The 16995-nt window shown below is 64.4% G+C and carries 20 protein-coding genes and 1 riboswitch; of the genes, 10 read left to right on the plus strand and 10 right to left on the minus strand.

Annotated features, from left to right (window positions below; genetic code table 11):
• Positions 1-78: 78 nt before the first annotated feature.
• From AC2FLM_RS14025 to AC2FLM_RS14045, 5 genes are all read right to left on the minus strand, one after another.
• Positions 79-870: a cytochrome c1 gene (locus AC2FLM_RS14025; RefSeq protein WP_234221884.1), complete on the minus strand. Its 792-nt coding sequence runs from the start codon at positions 868-870 to the stop codon at positions 79-81.
• 18 nt (positions 871-888) lie between these two features.
• Complete coding sequence (gene petB, locus AC2FLM_RS14030; RefSeq protein ID WP_011046034.1) at positions 889-2217, minus strand: cytochrome b; 1329 nt, start codon at positions 2215-2217, stop codon at positions 889-891.
• Positions 2218-2229: 12 nt separating this feature from the next.
• On the minus strand, positions 2230-2790 hold the full coding sequence (petA, locus tag AC2FLM_RS14035) for a ubiquinol-cytochrome c reductase iron-sulfur subunit (RefSeq protein WP_234139908.1): 561 nt from the start codon (positions 2788-2790) through the stop codon (positions 2230-2232).
• 200 nt (positions 2791-2990) lie between these two features.
• On the minus strand, positions 2991-3602 hold the full coding sequence (locus AC2FLM_RS14040; protein ID WP_496858718.1) for a glutathione S-transferase: 612 nt from the start codon (positions 3600-3602) through the stop codon (positions 2991-2993).
• Positions 3603-3680: 78 nt separating this feature from the next.
• Entirely contained in the window at positions 3681-4295 is a 615-nt protein-coding gene (locus AC2FLM_RS14045; protein ID WP_234139910.1) for an FMN-binding negative transcriptional regulator, read from the minus strand.
• A gap of 61 nt (positions 4296-4356) precedes the next feature.
• A riboswitch (FMN riboswitch) is annotated at positions 4357-4508 on the plus strand.
• Between the two features lie 76 nt (positions 4509-4584).
• On the opposite strand from AC2FLM_RS14045, the gene AC2FLM_RS14050 reads away from it, so the two are divergent.
• The 4 genes from AC2FLM_RS14050 (at position 4585) to AC2FLM_RS14065 (ending at position 7861) form a co-directional block, all read left to right on the plus strand.
• Positions 4585-5025, plus strand: a complete 441-nt coding sequence (locus tag AC2FLM_RS14050) for a 6,7-dimethyl-8-ribityllumazine synthase (RefSeq protein WP_496858720.1) — start codon at positions 4585-4587, stop codon at positions 5023-5025.
• Between the two features lie 151 nt (positions 5026-5176).
• Positions 5177-6277: a chorismate synthase gene (gene aroC / locus AC2FLM_RS14055; protein WP_496858722.1), complete on the plus strand. Its 1101-nt coding sequence runs from the start codon at positions 5177-5179 to the stop codon at positions 6275-6277.
• A complete protein-coding gene (locus AC2FLM_RS14060; protein WP_496858724.1) occupies positions 6261-6923 on the plus strand; it encodes an HD domain-containing protein in 663 nt (220 codons plus the stop codon). The genes aroC and AC2FLM_RS14060 overlap by 17 nt, the downstream gene beginning before the upstream one ends.
• Positions 6920-7861 carry an AEC family transporter gene (locus AC2FLM_RS14065; RefSeq protein ID WP_496858726.1) on the plus strand — a complete coding sequence of 314 codons (942 nt, stop codon included), beginning with the start codon at positions 6920-6922 and terminating at the stop codon, positions 7859-7861. Before AC2FLM_RS14060 ends, AC2FLM_RS14065 begins: the two co-directional genes overlap by 4 nt.
• Here the strand turns inward: AC2FLM_RS14065 and AC2FLM_RS14070 are convergent, their stop codons facing one another.
• Positions 7862-9193 (minus strand): CoA transferase, encoded by a 1332-nt coding sequence (locus AC2FLM_RS14070; RefSeq protein WP_496858727.1) that lies wholly within the window; start codon positions 9191-9193, stop codon positions 7862-7864.
• A gap of 101 nt (positions 9194-9294) precedes the next feature.
• Between AC2FLM_RS14070 and AC2FLM_RS14075 the strand changes: the two genes are divergently transcribed.
• Genes AC2FLM_RS14075 through AC2FLM_RS14085 form a run of 3 tightly spaced genes read left to right on the plus strand, consistent with a single transcriptional unit; the run spans position 9295 to position 11758 of the window.
• Positions 9295-10230 (plus strand): DMT family transporter, encoded by a 936-nt coding sequence (locus AC2FLM_RS14075; protein ID WP_234221877.1) that lies wholly within the window; start codon positions 9295-9297, stop codon positions 10228-10230.
• Positions 10231-10286: 56 nt separating this feature from the next.
• Positions 10287-10886: a cob(I)yrinic acid a,c-diamide adenosyltransferase gene (cobO, locus tag AC2FLM_RS14080; protein WP_496858729.1), complete on the plus strand. Its 600-nt coding sequence runs from the start codon at positions 10287-10289 to the stop codon at positions 10884-10886.
• Positions 10887-10891: 5 nt separating this feature from the next.
• Positions 10892-11758 (plus strand): DMT family transporter, encoded by an 867-nt coding sequence (locus AC2FLM_RS14085; protein WP_496858731.1) that lies wholly within the window; start codon positions 10892-10894, stop codon positions 11756-11758.
• 82 nt (positions 11759-11840) lie between these two features.
• Here AC2FLM_RS14085 and AC2FLM_RS14090 read toward each other — a convergent pair whose 3' ends face one another.
• From AC2FLM_RS14090 to AC2FLM_RS14100, 3 genes are all read right to left on the minus strand, one after another.
• Complete coding sequence (locus AC2FLM_RS14090; protein WP_496858733.1) at positions 11841-13409, minus strand: alkaline phosphatase D family protein; 1569 nt, start codon at positions 13407-13409, stop codon at positions 11841-11843.
• A gap of 142 nt (positions 13410-13551) precedes the next feature.
• Positions 13552-13917 carry a hypothetical protein gene (locus AC2FLM_RS14095; protein ID WP_234144584.1) on the minus strand — a complete coding sequence of 122 codons (366 nt, stop codon included), beginning with the start codon at positions 13915-13917 and terminating at the stop codon, positions 13552-13554.
• A 112-nt stretch (positions 13918-14029) separates the two neighbouring features.
• The gene (locus AC2FLM_RS14100) at positions 14030-15010 is read right to left on the minus strand and encodes an AraC family transcriptional regulator (RefSeq protein WP_496858735.1); all 981 of its coding nucleotides are present in this window, start codon (positions 15008-15010) and stop codon (positions 14030-14032) included.
• A gap of 136 nt (positions 15011-15146) precedes the next feature.
• Here AC2FLM_RS14100 and AC2FLM_RS14105 point away from each other — a divergent pair, with 136 nt between their 5' ends.
• Complete coding sequence (locus tag AC2FLM_RS14105) at positions 15147-15671, plus strand: DUF4142 domain-containing protein (RefSeq protein ID WP_234144586.1); 525 nt, start codon at positions 15147-15149, stop codon at positions 15669-15671.
• A 38-nt stretch (positions 15672-15709) separates the two neighbouring features.
• Entirely contained in the window at positions 15710-15991 is a 282-nt protein-coding gene (locus AC2FLM_RS14110) for a cupredoxin domain-containing protein (protein ID WP_234144587.1), read from the plus strand.
• 12 nt (positions 15992-16003) lie between these two features.
• Here the strand turns inward: AC2FLM_RS14110 and AC2FLM_RS14115 are convergent, their stop codons facing one another.
• The gene (locus AC2FLM_RS14115; RefSeq protein ID WP_234139924.1) at positions 16004-16441 is read right to left on the minus strand and encodes a MarR family winged helix-turn-helix transcriptional regulator; all 438 of its coding nucleotides are present in this window, start codon (positions 16439-16441) and stop codon (positions 16004-16006) included.
• 111 nt (positions 16442-16552) lie between these two features.
• On the opposite strand from AC2FLM_RS14115, the gene AC2FLM_RS14120 reads away from it, so the two are divergent.
• Positions 16553-16981: an organic hydroperoxide resistance protein gene (locus AC2FLM_RS14120; protein ID WP_496858738.1), complete on the plus strand. Its 429-nt coding sequence runs from the start codon at positions 16553-16555 to the stop codon at positions 16979-16981.
• Positions 16982-16995 lie beyond the last annotated feature (14 nt).

A 16995-nucleotide genomic window follows, 5' to 3' on the forward strand; every position in this document is an offset into this window, starting at 1 on the left:
GCGACCCTGCCCGAAAACCAAAAGAAAACCCCCGCACCAGGGTACGGGGGCTCTCGAAACCAAAATGCAAAAAGAGGCTTAGTGCTTCTTGCCCTTGTGCGGCGCCCACAGGCGCTTGTTGGTCAGGTACAGCATGCTGGCCAGGATGGTCAGAAAGATCACGCCCACCAGACCGGCCTGCTTGCGCGCCATCATCTTGGGTTCGGCGGCCCACATCAGGAAGGCCGACACATCAGCCGCCATGTGGTGCAGGTCGTTGGCATGACCATCGGCAAATTCCACCTGCTCGTCGCTCAACGGCGGCGCCATCGAGATCCAGCCACCCGGAAAGGCGGTGTTCTCATACAGGATCGAACCCGCTTCTTCCTTCTCGTGGCCGGTGTAACCGGTCAGCAGCGAGGCGATGTATTCCGCACCGCCGATACCCTTGAACAGCTGGTTGATGCCCAGACCGTAGGGGCCGTGGAAGCCCGCGCGCGCCTTGGCCATCATGCTGAGGTCCGGGGCGCCAGCGGCGGTGTTGGCCGGGAAGTGATCGGTCGGGATCGCCGGGCGATCGTCTTCCAGTTCCGGGTCATAGACCGAGAAGGTTTCGGACGCATAGGCGCGGACCTGATCGTCGGTCCAGCCGATACCACCCTCGTCGCCCAGCGTGCGCAGCGGCACGTATTTCAGGCCGTGGCAGGCGGCGCAGACCTCGGTATAGACCTGAAGGCCGCGTTGCAGCTGGTTCTGGTCATAGGTGCCAAAGGGGCCTTCGAACGAGAACTGGAAATCCTCGATATGCTGCTCGCCACCGCCTGCCGCATGGGATGCGACAGGAGCAAGCGCCAGGGCAAAAGCGGCACCGATTGCAAGTTTCTTGAACATGAGTTCCGGTCCCTCTTCTTACTCGGCCGGAGTGGCGTCAGACGCCGTGCCGTAGTGCGCGTTGAAGTCTTCCTCGATCGTGGCCGGCTGCGGCAGCGGCTTCTCGATCACACCCAGGATGGGCAGGATCACGAAGAAGTAGCCGAACCAATAGGCCGAAGCGATCAGCGAGAAGGATGCATAGGGCTCTTCCGCGGGCATCGCGCCCAGCCACATCAGGGCAAAGAAGTCGATGATCAGCAGGTAGAACCACCATTTGAACATCGGACGATACTTGCCCGAACGCACCGACGAGGTGTCGAGCCAGGGCGCCAGCGCCATGGCCAGGATCGCGCCGAACATTGCCAGCACGCCAAAGAACTTGGCGTCGATGATGCCGCCGGTCACAAAGCTGGCGATCTGCACCACCCAGACTTCCGAAGTGAAGGCGCGCAGGATGGCGTAGAACGGCAGGAAGTACCATTCAGGCACGATATGCGCGGGCGTCACCAGCGCGTTGGCCTCAATATAGTTGTCGGGGTGGCCTAGATAGTTCGGCATGAAGCCGACAATCGCCCAGAAGATCACCAGCACGATGGCCAGGCCCACCAGGTCCTTGATCACGAAATAGGGCCAGAACGGCAGCGTGTCCTTCTCGGCCTCGGCTTTCGACCCGCGGCGAACTTCAACACCCGTGGGGTTGTTGTTGCCGGTGGTGTGGAAGGCCCAGATATGCACGATGACCAGTGCCGCGATGACGAAGGGCAACAGATAGTGCAGCGAGAAGAAGCGGTTCAGCGTGGCGTTGTCCACGGCGGGCCCGCCCAAGAGCCAGGTCTGGATCGCCTCGCCCACAAAGGGGATGGCGCCGAACAGGCCGGTGATCACGGTTGCGCCCCAGAACGACATCTGTCCCCATGGCAGCACATAGCCCATGAAGGCGGTGCCCATCATGCAGAGATAGATCAGCATGCCGACGATCCAGGTGATCTCGCGCGGGGCCTTGTACGAGCCGTAGAACAGGCCGCGGAAGATGTGGATATAGACGGCGACAAAGAACAGCGAGGCGCCGTTTGCATGCAAATACCGCAGCATATAGCCGCCGTTCACGTTGCGCATGATGTGCTCGACGCTGGCAAAGGCCATGTCGACATGCGGCGTGTAATGCATCACCAGCACGATGCCGGTGACGATTTGCAGCGCCAGGCAGAAGGCCAGGACGATGCCCCAGATCCACCACCAGTTCAGGTTCTTGGGGGTGGGGATCATGATGGTGTCATAAATCAGGCCGACGATGGGCAAGCGGCTGTTCAGCCACTTCTCGGCGCCCGTCTTCGGTTCGTAATGGTCGTGCGGAATACCGGCCATGAGCGCGCTTCCTTATCCCAGCTTGATGGTGTTTTCGTCGACGAACTCTGCAACCGGAATGTGCAGGTTCTCGGGCGCGGGACCTTTGCGGATCCGGCCGGAGGTATCGTAGTGCGAGCCGTGGCAAGGGCAGAACCAGCCGTGGAAATCGCCGGCGCCGTCGCCCAGCGGCACACAGCCCAGGTGGGTACACACACCCATCATCACCAGCCATTCGCCGTTTTCGTCCAGCGAACGGTTTTCGTCCTTGGCATCGGCACCCGGCTTGTTGGGGTTCTCGGCGCTCTGGTCGATCAGGTCGCCCAGCTCGACGGCGCGCGCCTCGCTGATCTCTTCCTCGGTGCGGCGGCGGATGAACACCGGCTTGCCCAGGAACTTGACGCTGATCTGGGTGCCGACCTCGACACCGCTGATGTCAACGCGAATCGACGACAGCGCCTGAACATCCGCCGACGGGTTCATCTGGTTGACCAGCGGCCAGACAGCGGCCCCGGTGGTTACGACACCTGCGCCAGCCGTGGCGTAGTAGAGGAAATCTCTGCGGGTGCCTTCGTGATCTTCTGCGTGGGACACGAGGTTTTCTCCGATTCCAGCGCCCGGGTCCGGGCAAACATGCATGTGCACCGCAATAAAATGCGGTGACTCAACGCGGGTATCTATCCGGGAGAAATCGGTTCGTCCAGCGGTCATAGGCGCGCAGGACGCCGCAGTTTGCCTTTCATGTCGCGGCAGAGCCACACAATTTCAAGCTCGACCCGGATATTTTACCCCCCTCAGGCCGCAGGCGGGCGCGTCTCGACCATCGAGGCGCGCGATTCGAAATCGGCGAACCACGCGGCCAACGCCGGGTTGCCGTTGCGCCAACCGCGCACGTCATGCCGGAAATCGACATAGGCCAGCGCACAGGCCACCGCGATCTGGCCCATGTCCACCGGCCCGGCCAGATGCGCCATCCAGCGGCTCTCCAGCGCGGCGCAGGCGCGGGCGATCTTGTTCCACTGTCCTTCGGCCCACGCGTCCCAGCGCTTGTCCTCGGGCCGCAGCCGTCCCTCATAGGTCATCAACAGTGCCGCGTCGGTGATACCGTCGCCCAGTGCCTCCAGCGTCATCGTGTTCCAGCGCCCGTCACCCTCGGGATACAGCCCGCCCTTGTAGCGCGCATCCAGATAGGCGGTGATCACCCGGCTGTCGAACAGGGTCGGCCCCTCGGGCCGCTCCAGCGCCGGCACCTTGGTAAGCGGGTTCTTGGCCAAGAGCGCCTCGGCCGGGGCCAGTGGCGTGCCGCTGGCGGTCACCAGCTCGACATCGCCCAGCTTGCCGGTTTCATGCAGCAGCACCATGACCTTGCGCACATAGGGCGAGGTCGGGCTGTAATAGAGCTTCATCACGATGGTCTCCCTTTTTGCCTGTCAGCGCGGACCAATCCGCGTCAATCTCTAGTGGTATGCCGCGCAGCACCGGGATCAAGCCCCCCGCATCAGAGCCGCCAATGCGTCCAGCTCCGCACCGATACCTGCGGTCGCGATGCCTTCGGCCGCGCCATACCGTGCCAACTCGGGCTTGTTCTGACCAAGCTTCCACGTACCCTGCACATCTGACACGCGCATCCGGCAAGGCACGATCATGCGCAACATCCGCTCCAGCGCGCCGGGCGTCATCTTGGCGCTGGTCCAGGCAGGCTTGGGCAAAAGCCGAGCCTCGAAATAGGCCGAAAGACGGTCCAGCAAGCCCGGCAACTCTTCCTGCGGACACAACTCCAGCTCTCCGGTCAGGTGCACGGCAACATAGTTCCAGGTCGGCACCTGATCCGCGACTCCATACCAGTCGGGCGAAACATAGCTGTCCGGCCCGCTGACCGCCAACCGCACCGCCACCGGCTCGGACAAGAGCCGGACGATCGGGTTCGACCGCACTAGATGCAGTTCCGCCACGTCTCCGTCGGGGTTCAGCAAAAACGGCACATGACTGATCAGCGGCGCCCCCTCGGCGGCCACCGCCAACACGCCAAACCCGCGCGCCCGGGCAAACTCCAGATTGCGCGCGGTGCTTTCGCCACGAAACGCCGGGTTGGGATGCATTGCGTTTCTCCTCTCTTGTCGATTCCGTCTTGCAGCGCCCACCGCGTCTTGGCAAGTTCTCCCTCGTTCTCAGGGCGGGGCGGAATTCCCCACCGGCGGTATGCGGGCCAGACCCGCGAGCCCGCGAGCGGCCTCGACGCTTTGTTCGGGGTGTCAGCAGATCTGGTGAGACACCAGAGCCGACGGTCATAGTCCGGATGAAAGAGAACGCACGGCCAGGCCACGCAACCGCGTGCGCCCGTCCGTTCGTGATCGCCTTGGGTGACGTGTCTAACCAATGGAGATTACGATGACACACACCCGCTATGCCTTCATCAAGGCCAACTGGCATGCCGATATCGTCGACCGCGCACTCGACGGTTTCCTCGGGCTCATCCCGGCGGAACAGGTCGACATCTACGACGTGCCCGGCGCGTTCGAGATGCCGCTCCTCGCCCGCGACCTTGCTCAGACCGGACGCTACGCCGCCGTGGCCTGTGCCGCCTTTGTCGTCGATGGCGGCATCTACAGGCACGATTTCGTGGCCCAGGCGGTGGTCGACGGGCTGATGCGCGCGGGGCTCAACACCGGCGTTCCGGTCCTGTCGGTCTCGCTGACCCCGCATCAATACCAGGAAACCGATCACCACAACGCCATTTACCGCGCCCATTTCGTGGACAAGGGACGCGAGGCCGCCCGCGCCGCGCTCCAGATCACCGCGACCCGCTCGAAACTGGCGCAAGCGGCCTGATCCTTCATTTCGCCTCAAATACTCCGGGGGAGCCTACAAAATTCGTCGAATTTTGTAGGTGGGGGCGGCGCCCCCTCCCCCTCTCGACCTCGCAAACCCCTTGAGGCCCGGAGCGCGCGCCGCTAAGCACATCCCGCAAAGGAGCGCCCCCATGTCGATGAACAGTTTTGGCCATCTCTTCCGCGTCACCACCTGGGGTGAAAGCCACGGTCCAGCGCTTGGCGCCACCGTCGATGGCTGCCCGCCCGGCGTGCCGATCGACGAGGCGATGATTCAACACTGGCTCGACCGCCGCAAACCCGGTCAGAACAAATACACCACCCAGCGCCGCGAGGCCGACGAGGTCAAGATCCTCTCGGGCGTGTTCGAGGGCCAGACCACCGGCACCCCGGTGCAGCTGATGATCGAGAATACCGACCAGCGGTCCAAGGATTATGGGGATATCAAGGACAAGTTCCGCCCCGGCCATGCCGACATCACCTATTTTCAGAAATACGGCATCCGCGACTATCGCGGCGGCGGCCGCAGCTCGGCCCGTGAAACCGCCGCCCGGGTGGCCGCCGGTGGCCTCGCGCGCGAGGCGATCCGCGCCCTGGCCCCCAATGTCCAGATCACCGGTTACATGGTGCAGATGGGTCCGCACCGCATCGACCGCGCCCGCTTCGACTGGGCGCAGATCGAACAGAACCCGTTCTGGGTGCCCGATGCACAGGCCGCCGCTGACTGGGCCGATTATCTCGACGGGCTGCGCAAGTCCGGCAACTCGGTCGGCGCGGTGATCGAGGTCGTCGCGCGCGGCGTGCCCGCGGGCCTCGGCGCGCCGGTCTATGGCAAGCTCGACACCGATCTGGCCGCCGCGATGATGTCGATCAACGCCGTCAAGGGCGTCGAGATCGGCGAGGGCATGGCTGCTGCTGAACTGACCGGCGAGGCCAATGCCGACGAGATCTTCATGGGCCAGAACGGCCCGCAATACAGCTCGAACCACGCGGGCGGCATTCTGGGCGGCATCTCGACCGGGCAGGACATCGTGGTGCGTTTTGCGGTGAAACCCACATCGTCGATCCTGACCACCCGCAAGACCATCACCAAGTCCGGCGAAGAGACCGAAATCATCACCAAGGGCCGCCATGACCCCTGCGTCGGCATCCGCGCCGTGCCGGTGGGCGAGGCGATGATGGCCTGCGTGATCCTCGATCACCTGCTGCTGCACCGGGGCCAGATCGGGGCCAATCGTGGCCATATCGGCTGAGCTGCATCAAGCGCTACGCGGCATCGTCGCCCAGCGCATGGCGACCGATCCGGCGCATGATCTCGCCCATCTGGACCGGGTCTGGGTCAATGTGCAGGCCATCGCCGGACCCGGCGCAGACCGGGACGTGCTGCTGGCCGCCAGCTACCTGCACGATCTGGTCAACCTGCCCAAGAACGCCCCCGACCGGCACACCGCCTCGCGTCGCTCGGCCGACGAGGCCGCGCCGATCCTGCGCGACCTGGGCTTCGACGACACGCAGATCGCGGCCACCGGCCACGCCATCGCCGCGCACAGTTTCTCTGCCGGGATCCCGCCCGAGAGCGAAGAGGCGCGCATCCTGCGCGATGCCGACCGGCTCGATGCGCTGGGTGCCATCGGTATCGCCCGCAACTTCTCGGTCTCCGGCTCGCTGGGCCGGGCGCTTTACGATCCCGCCGATCCCTTCTGCGAACACCGAACGCCTGACGATGCGCTCTATTCGCTGGACCACTGGCGGGTGAAGCTGCTGTCCCTGCCGCAAGGCATGCTCACCGAAAAGGGCCGCGCCCTCGCCCAGGCCCGCATCGCGCTGATGCTGCGCTTCCTCGACGATTTCGCGGCCGAGATCGGCACACCGCTGCCTGCCGAATGGACACAGGGATGAGCCAGATCCTAACCATCACCTTTCCGATCTACGCAGCACTTGCCATCGGGTTTCTGGTGGTGCGACAGGACTGGTTCAGCACCACAGACATGCGGGTGCTGGGCCGCTACGTGATGGATATCGCCCTGCCTGCGCTCCTCTTCAACGCGGTGGCCAGCCGCGACGTGGCCGAGGTGTTTCACCCCGGCTACATGCTCGCCTTTGCAGCCGCCGGGCTTGGCACGGTCGCGCTCAGCTATCTGTGGTTCACGCTCACGGGCACCGAGGCCACCCGCCGTGCGGTGGCAGTGATGGGCAGTTCCTGCCCCAATTCCGGCTTTGTCGGCTATCCGGTGATGCTGCTCACCTTTCCCGATCTGGCGGGCGTGATCCTGGCGCTCAACATGCTGGTCGAGAATGTGCTGATCATCCCCGCCTGCCTGATCCTGATGGACATGGCGCGCGGGCGCGCGCAGGGCGGCATCGGCCAGCGGATCGCGGGCATCCTTTGGGGCGTGCTGAAGCGCCCGATGGTGATCGGCCTGCTGCTGGGCCTCGCGGTCAGCCTGTCAGGTCTGTCCATGCCGCAAACCGTGACAAGGCTGATGCAGATGCTGGCCGCCTCCGCCTCGGCGCTGGCGCTGGTGGTTATCGGCGGTTCGCTTGCTGGTCTCAGTTGGAAAGGCAGCCGCTGGCACGCGGTCCAGATCTCGGCGCTGAAACTGCTGCTGCACCCGGCGCTGGCCCTGCTGGCGGTGATGCTGGTCGCCGCTATCGGTCTGCCGATGGATGCCGACATGCGCACCGCGCTGATCCTGTCGGCGGCGATGCCGATGTTCGGCATCTACGCCGTTCTGGCGCAGGAACTGGGACACGAGGGCATGGCCTCGATCGCCCTGCTCACGGCAACAACGCTGGCCTTCTTCACGCTCTCGGGCCTTCTCTACTGGCTGACCTGATCAGCGCCACGCCGCAGGCGACGATCCCAGATCACAAGCCGCACTATCCCAGCGCATCGGCGCCCCCTCGACACTCAGCGCCGGTTTCAACCGCCGCGCCGGTCCCCAAGGGGTCCGCTCTTCCCAATCCGACAGGTCATCGGGGGTAGAGCCGGTAATCGCCGGGCCATCCTCTGCCTTTTCCAAGGAACACAGCAGTTCCGCCGTCCGCGCCAAGGACAACCGGGCCGAGGAGACGCCCTCTCCCCGCGCCGCCCGTGCCAGCGCCGACAGGACCGAAGCCGCCATCAGGTACCCCGTCGCATGGTCCAGCGCCTGCACCGGCAGCGGATGCGGTTTATCCGCCCCGGCCCAGCCCATGCCCGCCTCGGCGATGCCGCAACTCATCTGCACCAGCGAATCGAACCCGCGCCGCCCGGCCCATGGCCCGGTCCAGCCATAGGCACACAGGCTCACCTCGATCAGGTTCGGCGCCAGTTCCAAACGCCGCTCGGGCGAAACCAAGGCATCCAGCGCGCCGGGACGATAGCCATGCACCAGCACATCCGCCCCCGCCAGCAGCGCCTCGAACCGGGCCCGGTCGGCGGCCTGTTTCAGGTCCAGATGGGCGCAGGTCTTGCCCAGCGTCACATCCGGCACCACCCCCGGTTCCGACCAGCTTGGCGGGTCGATGCGCAGCACCTCGGCCCCGAACCCGGCCAGCGTTCGCGTCGCCATCGGCCCCGCCAGCACCCGTGTCAGGTCGAGCACCCTCAGCCCCGCCAGCGGCCGCGCCCGCGTGCCGCCGAAGTCACGCAAAGTGCCGGTGCGCGTGGCCCAATGCACCAGCGGCTCCGCCGCCACCGCCGCCCCCTGCGGATGCGCCAGCCAAGCCGCGCGGCTGCGCATCGCCGCCGCCGCCCCGCCCGCGCCCACGACCGCCGCCTCCAGCGCGTCGATCTGCCAGCCGCGCAGCGCCTCGGCCACTTCCGACCGTTCCGCCGCACAGCCCAGCACTGACAAAGCCGCATCCCGGTGATGCGGCGCATTGGTGTGCAGCCTGATCCAGCCATCCGCCGCCGCATAATCCCCCGCGATCGGGTCCCAGGCGCCGGGCATCTGCCAACCCTGCGGATGGATCGACCAGGAATACCACAGCGAGGCCAGCCGCCGGTCCACCGTCACCGCCGGACGCGGCCCAAGACCCGTGGCCTCGATCACCTCGCCCAGCGCCGAACCCACCGCGCCAAAGCATCGGGTTGCCAGATCGGTCACCGCGAACCGGGACGGCCACGCGCCCACGCCCTGAACATCATACGCCTGTGGCCCGAATGCGGCTGCTAGCTGATCCATACCCTGTACTCCCACTTACTTTCTGCACCTGCACAATGGCTGTTACCGATAGCAGAAATCAAGCGATTGATCTTTGCCCGCCAAAGGCGCAGGGTCGCGCCATGGCAAACCCCTTAACATCGCATCGACCGGTCCTGGCCATCACGCTGAAACTCAGCGCGCTGGTGCTGTTCACCGTGATGTCGGCCATGATCAAGGCCCTCTCGGCCGATTTCCCGCCGGGCGAAATGGTGTTCTTTCGCTCGCTCTTCGCGATCCCCGTCATCCTTGTCTACCTGATCGCACGAGGCCAGTTGCGGCAGGGTCTGATCGTCAAGAAACCCATGGGCCATTTCTGGCGCGGGGTGCTGGGGACCAGCGCCATGGGGCTGACCTTTACCGGCCTTGGCCTGCTTCCCCTGCCCGAGGTGACGGCCATCGGCTATGCCACTCCGATCTTTACCCTGATCCTGGCGGCGCTGATGCTGGGAGAGACAATCCGCCTGGTGCGCATCGGCGCGGTGGCCTTGGGCCTTCTTGGCGTGATCGTCATGCTCTGGCCGCGTCTGGGCACCGGTGCCTCGCTCGATCAGGCGGCCACCATCGGCGCGCTCTGCGTGCTGGGCGCCACCGTGGCGCGCGCCTTTGTGCAGATCCATATCCGGCAACTGGTGCAGGTTGATCACGCCGCCGCTATCGTGTTTTACTTCTCGCTCACCGCGACGCTCCTGTCGGCGCTGACGGCGTTTTTCGGCTGGACCATGCCGACCCCGGAACAGGCCGCGATCCTGATCCTGACCGGGTTGATCGGCGGGGTGGCGCAGATCCTCGTCACCTCCTCCTACCGCTTTGGCCAGGCCTCGATGCTGGCGCCCTATGACTATGCCTCGATGCTGTTCGCCATCATCATCGGCTATGTCTGGTTCGACGAATTGCCAACCCTGGTGATGCTGGCCGGCGCCCTGCTGGTGATCGCGGGCAACGTGGTGGTGATCTGGCGCGAACGGCAGCTGGGCCTCGACAATGTGAAGACCCGCCCGCTCAATCCCAAGGCGTGACCTTTACCTTTCCGCGCCACGCCCTAGGGTAGCGCGCAACCGGGAAAGGAACACAGATGACCGACGCGCAGGACCACAAGGAAAAGATGAAGGCCGTGCAGGCCGAGCACCGCAAGAAAGTCTCCGAGGCGGTCGACCCCGGGCGCGGGCTGGTGCTGATCAACACCGGCAAGGGCAAGGGCAAATCCTCGGCCGCCTTTGGCGTGGTGATCCGGGCGCTGGGTTGGGGGCAAAAGGTCGCCGTAGTCCAGTTCATCAAGGGCAAGTGGAAGACCGGCGAGCGGCGTTTCTTCGAGGAACATAACCTGGTGACCTGGCACACGATGGGCGAGGGCTTCACGTGGGACACCCAGGATCGCGACCGCGACATCGCCGCCGCCACGACCGCCTTTGGCAAGGCGCGCGAACTGATGGAAAGCGGCGACTACGACCTCGTGGTGCTGGACGAGATCAACATCGCGCTGCGCTATGAATACCTGTCGGTCGATGCGGTGCTGGACGGGCTCAAGGCCCGCTCGGACCGCACCAGCGTGTTCCTGACGGGGCGCGATGCGCCGCAGGCGCTGCGCGACTATGCCGATCTGGTGACCGAGATGACGGTCGAGAAACACCCGTTCGAAGCAGGGATCAAGGCGCAGCGCGGCGTGGATTTCTGACGCCCATGGGCCGGCAGGCCGAGAACCTCAGCGGCAGCCTCTATATGGTGGCCGCCATGGGCGCCTTTGCGCTCGAGGATATGTTCGTCAAATCCGCCACCGCTGTCCTGCCCGTCGGGCAGGTGCTGATCCTCTTCGGACTGGGCGGCATGGGCATCTTTGCCCTGCTGGCCCGCTCGCGGGGTGAGGCCGCCTTTGTCCGGCCCGACCGGACGCTCGCGATCCGCTCAGGCTTCGAGGTGATGGGGCGCATCTGCTATACGCTGGCGCTGGCGCTGACCCCACTCACCAGCACATCCGCCATCCTTCAGGCGACACCGCTGGTGGTGGCGATGGGGGCGGCGCTGTTTCTGGGCGAGACGGTGGGCTGGCGGCGCTGGGTCGCGATCCTGATCGGGCTTGCGGGCGTGCTGCTGATCCTGCGCCCCGGCATGCAGGGCTTCGTACCCGCCTCGATTTTTGCCGTCCTTGGCATGATCGGCTTTGCCGGGCGCGACCTGGCCACCCGCGCTGCGCGGCCCCGGCTGAGCAACGCGCAACTGGGCGTCTACGGCTTTGGTGCGCTGGTGGTCTCGGGCGTGCTGGCGCTCGGCTGGACCAGCGGCGCCACCCTGCCAGATTGGGGCACAGCGCGGCACCTGGGTGCCGCGATCCTGTTCGGTGTACTGGCATACGAATGCCTGACCCGCGCGATGCGGCGCGGCGAGATCTCGGTCATCGCGCCGTTCCGCTATGCGCGACTGGTCTTTGCCATGATCCTCGGGATTATCGTGTTTGGCGAAACTCCGGATACCGCCACCTGGATCGGCAGCGCCATAATCGTGGCGGGCGGCATCTACACCATCCTGCGCGAAGGCCGCTCCAGACGCTGACTGGCCCCACCGGGGCCAGCCGCAGAATTTCGCAGAAATTCTGTTAACAGAAAATTTCCAATTTTCTGGCCCGTGGCAAACGTCAGAGCGCCGACAGAACCGGGTCGAGCGTGACCGACCACAGCTCGGTATTACCGCGATCCATCAGGCGGACCTTCATCTGCTGGCTGGCACCGTCGATATCCACGAGACCAAAGAACTGGAGCCCCATGCTGGGCGGCAGGTTCGCGCCCTGCTCCGGTGTCGGCGCCTTGACGAACTTCACCTCGGGGCCAAAGGTCCGGTCCAGCTCGTTGGGGCCGAAGGTCCCGGCATGCAGCGGGCCCGAGACGAACTCCCAGAACGGCTCGAAATCCAGGACCTGCGCCCGGTCCGGGCTGTAGTGATGCGCGGCGGTGTAATGCACATCCGCCGTGAACCAGACCGTGTTGCGCACGCCCGCGCTCTTGATGAAGCGCAGGAGATCGGCAATCTCCAGCTCACGCCCTCGGGCCGGGCCGTGGTCACCATTTGCAACCGCTTCGGCGCCTGCCTTTTCCTTCCAGTTGTCCCACACGATCAGACCCAGCGGCATGTCCGAGGCGATCACCTTCCAGGTCGCGGTCGAGGCCACCAGCTCGCGCTTGATCCAGGCCAGTTGCTCGGCCCCCAGGATGCGGCTCTGATCGGTGATCTCGTCCTCCATCGAGGCACCGTTCGGGCCGCGATAGCTGCGCAGGTCGAGGAAAAACACATCCAGCATCGGCCCGTAAGAGATCTTGCGATAGACCCGGCCCGGCTCGGCGGGCGTGATCCTGAGCGGCGTCATCTCGTGAAACGCCCGCGCGGCGCGGCTTTGCAGCACATGCACCGATTTCTCGGTATAGCGGTCGTCGGCGCTCAGGTCCTTGGCGTCCGACCAGTTGTTGACCACCTCATGGTCGTCCCACTGGAAAAACGTCGGGCAAAGCGCGTTCATCGCCTGCACATGTTCGTCCATCAGGTTGTATTTCCACTGGCCCCGGAACTCGGCCAGCGTCTCGGCTACCTTGCGCTTTTCCTCGATCAGGGTGGTGTTCTTCCAGATCACCGCGCCGTCCTTTTCGACCTCGTCCTTCATCGGGCCATCGGCATAGATCGTGTCGCCGGAATGGATGAAGAAATCGGGCCGGTGCTGCGCCATGGTGGCATAGGTGCGCATGCCCTCGTCGTCGATGCCCCAACCCTGACCGGCGGTATCGCCCGACCAGGCGAAGCGGATATCGCGCCGCGCGGTCGGTGCTGTACGGAACCGGCCAACGATGGGCTCGGACACGGCGCTGATATCGTCCAGATCGGCGGCGACAAAGCGATAGAATACTTCCTGATCGGCGGGCAGGTTGTCGACCAGCCGCTTGACGGCAAAATCGCTCTCGGGTGTGGCAAACATCGGCGACAGGCGGCGCGCGTCGGCAAAGCTCTCGGTGCTCGACACCTCCATCATCACCTTTGCCGGACGGTCGGTGCGGGTCCAGATCATGCCCGATGCGGTATCGACATCACCGGACTGCACCCCATGGGTAAAGACCGGGCGCGAGGCGGCGCGGCTGATCGCGGGCATGGCCAGCGTCGCGGTAAAAGCGGTGCCACCTGCCAGAAAGGCCCGGCGCGAAGGGCGAAGAAGTCGTGTCATGCGAATGCTCTCCTGTCTGGCGGCCGGAGTCTCCGGTCCGCGCGATTGGTAGGCGCATGAGAGCCGCGGGTTTGTAAAACCCGCGGCTCAGATTCTTGAACTTCTCACGATGTTATTGTGACGGATCGCTGCCGTCACCGGCTTACATCGCCGGTTTCGCCTCGGGCGTGCTCAAAGAGATCACGGTGACGACCGCCGCGCCGTTGACCCAGTAGAACAGCGCATCCAGCCCCGTGAACCCGAACAGGCTGGGCGCCAGCAGGAACACGATGCCCACGGTCAGGTCAACGGCCAGATGAAACTTGTAGGGCAGCACCCGCCAAACCCCCAGATGGTGGTCGGTCAGCAGGGTCAGCACAAAGGCGGCGAATCCGGTGATGACCGACAGCCACAGCGCCATGGGGTTCTCGGCGCCCAGGCCAAGAACGACGGGCATGCCCATCAGGGCCAGCGCCACGGGATAATCGAGATAGGCATGCACGGTGCGCGTTACGAAACGGATAGACATGATTGGGGTCCTTATCAGGTTGGTTGAACCGCCCAACGGCGGAATAACCCTGATATGGCGCCAGATACTCGAACGCTGAATGATCCAAAGTTCGAGAATTAGGTCAGATCGTTCAGGAAGCTGCCAACGCCTGCCTTTTTGCATCATCGAACTGCTGCCGATAGGCGGCTGGGGACACCCCGAGCTGCTTGCGGAACACCCGGCTGAACGCCGCTTCCGAGGCATAGCCGGCCAATTCAGCGGCATCGGCCACGCTCAACCGGCTATCAACCAGACCCTGACAGGCGATCTGCATCCGCCACGAGGTCAGGTATTGCATCGGGGTCATCTCCATCTTCGCTGCGAAATGCTGCGCGAAACCAGTGCGTGACTGCCCCGCAATCCGAGCCAGCATTTCGACAGTCCAGTCCTTGGCCGGTTCCCGGTGAAAGGCGCTGAGCGCGCGCGACAGGTTGGGATCAGCAAACCCCGCCAGCGCGGAATCGTCCGGGCTCACGGTTTCCAGATGCGCCCGGATCGCCTGGGCAAACAGCGCCTCGGTCATCTTGAGCGCGATCAGGTCGCTGCCCATCCTGTCGCGCCCGGCCTCGGCCGCGATCACGCGCAAAGTTGCCTCCAGCCACGCGCCGCGCTCCTCGCCGTAATCCCGGATAAGGATATAGGGCGGTAGCCGCTCCAACAGGGTATGACCCGGGCAGGACCGGCCATGCATGCCGTAGGTCAGATGCCCGCAGATCAGCTGCGTGTCCTGATCGTCCTCGTCGCCGCCATAGACCAGCACCCCCTCACCGCGATAGCCCGACCGGCTCAGCACCGTATCCAGCGGCAGCGCGGAATCGGGGCGCGAATGCTGGCACAACAGCATGTGTTCGGCACCGTGCGGGATCAGCACCAGATCACCTTGGGTCAGTCGCAGCGTCTCGTTTGCCGCCGGCACATGCACCATGCATTCGCCGCGATAGGCGAAGTGAAACCGGGCCACGTTCTGATACGAGGGCACGTGCACGCCGAAGGGCGGCGTGAACGAGGTGCGGAAATACAGCGTCCCCTTCAGGGACAGACGGGTGAGGATATCGCTGAGCAGGTCCAACATGCCGCCAACATACCTATTTTTTTCATTCCGTCCAGATAGCTGAACGATCTGCAATGTTCTTTGTCTTCACGCGCATTCAACATACCGGGAAACCAATTATCTGAGGGATTACCGAAACCTTTTAAGGAGACAAGACATGAAGACCATTACCCTCGCCGCCGCCCTTGCCCTCGGATTTGCCGCCCAAACCGTCCAGGCAGCTGACAAGATGAACGACCTGGAAATCGCACATACCGCCTATACCGCCGGCCAGATCGACATCCGCTATGCGCATCTGGCGCTGGCCGTGTCCGAGAATGCCGAGGTCCGCGCCTTTGCCGAAACCATGATCCGTGACCACACTGCGGTAAACGTGGCTGCCGGCGATCTGATCACCAAGCTGAACGTCACGCCCCAGGACAACGACCTGAGCCGCACGCTGGTCAAGGGTGCTGCCGACAAGCGCGCCGAACTGATGTCGCTGAGCGGCAAGGCCTTTGACTGCGCCTATGCCCAGAACGAACTCGGTTACCATCAGGTGGTCAACCAGACGGTCGAAGGCGTCTTCATCCCGACCGCGACCGTCGAACCGCTCAAGGATCTGCTGTCCGAAGCGCTCGTCACCTTCAAGGTGCACGAAGGCCATGCCGAGCAGATGGTGAACGGCCTGCAATGCGGCTGACCCGCAGGCAGGTCTGCTTCGGTGCGGGGGGGGCGATCGTGGGTTCCGCGCTCCCCGCATCGGGCTCTAGCCCGGTGGTGGTCGATATCCGCGCCTTTGTCTTTGAGCCGGCCGAGGTCACCATTCGGGCCGGGGAAAGCGTGCGCTGGATCAACCACGATTTTGCCCCGCATACCGCCACCGATGACGAGGTAAACTGGGATACCGAAGAATTGGAAAAGGGCGGGCAGGCCACGATCCGCTTCGACACCCCAGGCACCTATCCCTATTTCTGTGCCTACCACCCGCATATGAGGGGATCGGTGGTCGTAACCACCTGACGCGCGGGGCCGCTATCCGGCCTCGCGCAACCGTTCGGTCAACCGGTGCAGCCGGTCGCGCAGCTCGGCCAGTTCGGCCAGATCCGCATCCGCCGCCGCCAGGATGCAGTTCGAGATCTCTGCCGCCTCGCCCTCCAGCGACTGGCCCTTGTCGGTCAGGGTCACGATCACGCTGCGCTCATCCTGCGGGTTGCGCGCGCGCCTGATCAGCCCCGCCGCCTCCATCCGCTTCAAGAGCGGCGTCAGGGTGTTCGATTCAAGCTGCAATACCGTACCCAGATCGCTCACCTTGCGGCCGTCCTGCTGCCACAGCGCCACCAGCACCAGGTATTGCGGATAGGTCAGATCGAACCGCGCCAGCAGCGGGCGATAGAGCCGCCCCATCGCGTGATTGGCGGAATAGAGCGAAAAGCAGAGCAACTCGTCGAGAGTAAGGGCACGATCCAGCATGCCCACGATATAAATCGCACGCGATTATTTCGCAATGTCTTGCATTTCCCGGCTTGCATCCCTATTTAAATCGTACACGATTTAATCGCACTCGATAAAATGGAGCCCAACATGACCGTTTCCCCCGTCTATACCGCACATGCCCGCGCCACCGGTGGCCGCAATGGCCAGGCCAAGGTCGCCGAATCCGGCCTCGACCTGGTGCTCGCGACCCCGCCCGCGATGGGCGGCAACGGCAAGGGCCATAACCCCGAACAGCTTTTCGCCGCCGGTTATGCCGCCTGCTATATCGGTGCGATGCAATTCGCCACGACCCAGGACAAGACGCTGTCCAAGGTGCCTGCCGATGTCTCGGTCGACGCCGAGGTCGGCATCGGCCCCCGCGCCGAGGGCGGGTTCGGCCTGGCCGTGACGCTCAAGGTCTCGATGCCCGGCGTCGACAAGGCCGAGGCGCAGCGTATCGCTGATGCAGGTCACGCCATCTGCCCCTATTCCAACGCCACGCGTGGCAACATCGTCGTCACGACCGAAATCGTCTGAACGAAAAAGGGCGC

The sequence above is a fragment of the Ruegeria sp. SAZD011 genome, from assembly GCF_059612545.1.

What these genes read in the sequence shown, in the direction of transcription:
- aroC (WP_496858722.1), top strand. Translation starts at nt 5,177, where the DNA reads ATGTCGATGAACAGTTTTGGCCATCTCTTCCGCGTCACCACCTGGGGT.
- AC2FLM_RS14085 (WP_496858731.1), top strand. Translation starts at nt 10,892, where the DNA reads ATGGGCCGGCAGGCCGAGAACCTCAGCGGCAGCCTCTATATGGTGGCC.
- AC2FLM_RS14075 (WP_234221877.1), top strand. Translation starts at nt 9,295, where the DNA reads ATGGCAAACCCCTTAACATCGCATCGACCGGTCCTGGCCATCACGCTG.
- AC2FLM_RS14045 (WP_234139910.1), bottom strand. Translation starts at nt 4,295, where the DNA reads ATGCATCCCAACCCGGCGTTTCGTGGCGAAAGCACCGCGCGCAATCTG.
- AC2FLM_RS14025 (WP_234221884.1), bottom strand. Translation starts at nt 870, where the DNA reads ATGTTCAAGAAACTTGCAATCGGTGCCGCTTTTGCCCTGGCGCTTGCT.
- AC2FLM_RS14100 (WP_496858735.1), bottom strand. Translation starts at nt 15,010, where the DNA reads ATGTTGGACCTGCTCAGCGATATCCTCACCCGTCTGTCCCTGAAGGGG.
- AC2FLM_RS14070 (WP_496858727.1), bottom strand. Translation starts at nt 9,193, where the DNA reads ATGGATCAGCTAGCAGCCGCATTCGGGCCACAGGCGTATGATGTTCAG.
- cobO (WP_496858729.1), top strand. Translation starts at nt 10,287, where the DNA reads ATGACCGACGCGCAGGACCACAAGGAAAAGATGAAGGCCGTGCAGGCC.
- AC2FLM_RS14095 (WP_234144584.1), bottom strand. Translation starts at nt 13,917, where the DNA reads ATGTCTATCCGTTTCGTAACGCGCACCGTGCATGCCTATCTCGATTAT.
- AC2FLM_RS14120 (WP_496858738.1), top strand. Translation starts at nt 16,553, where the DNA reads ATGACCGTTTCCCCCGTCTATACCGCACATGCCCGCGCCACCGGTGGC.
- AC2FLM_RS14040 (WP_496858718.1), bottom strand. Translation starts at nt 3,602, where the DNA reads ATGAAGCTCTATTACAGCCCGACCTCGCCCTATGTGCGCAAGGTCATG.
- AC2FLM_RS14090 (WP_496858733.1), bottom strand. Translation starts at nt 13,409, where the DNA reads ATGACACGACTTCTTCGCCCTTCGCGCCGGGCCTTTCTGGCAGGTGGC.
- AC2FLM_RS14050 (WP_496858720.1), top strand. Translation starts at nt 4,585, where the DNA reads ATGACACACACCCGCTATGCCTTCATCAAGGCCAACTGGCATGCCGAT.
- AC2FLM_RS14065 (WP_496858726.1), top strand. Translation starts at nt 6,920, where the DNA reads ATGAGCCAGATCCTAACCATCACCTTTCCGATCTACGCAGCACTTGCC.
- AC2FLM_RS14105 (WP_234144586.1), top strand. Translation starts at nt 15,147, where the DNA reads ATGAAGACCATTACCCTCGCCGCCGCCCTTGCCCTCGGATTTGCCGCC.
- AC2FLM_RS14115 (WP_234139924.1), bottom strand. Translation starts at nt 16,441, where the DNA reads ATGCTGGATCGTGCCCTTACTCTCGACGAGTTGCTCTGCTTTTCGCTC.
- petB (WP_011046034.1), bottom strand. Translation starts at nt 2,217, where the DNA reads ATGGCCGGTATTCCGCACGACCATTACGAACCGAAGACGGGCGCCGAG.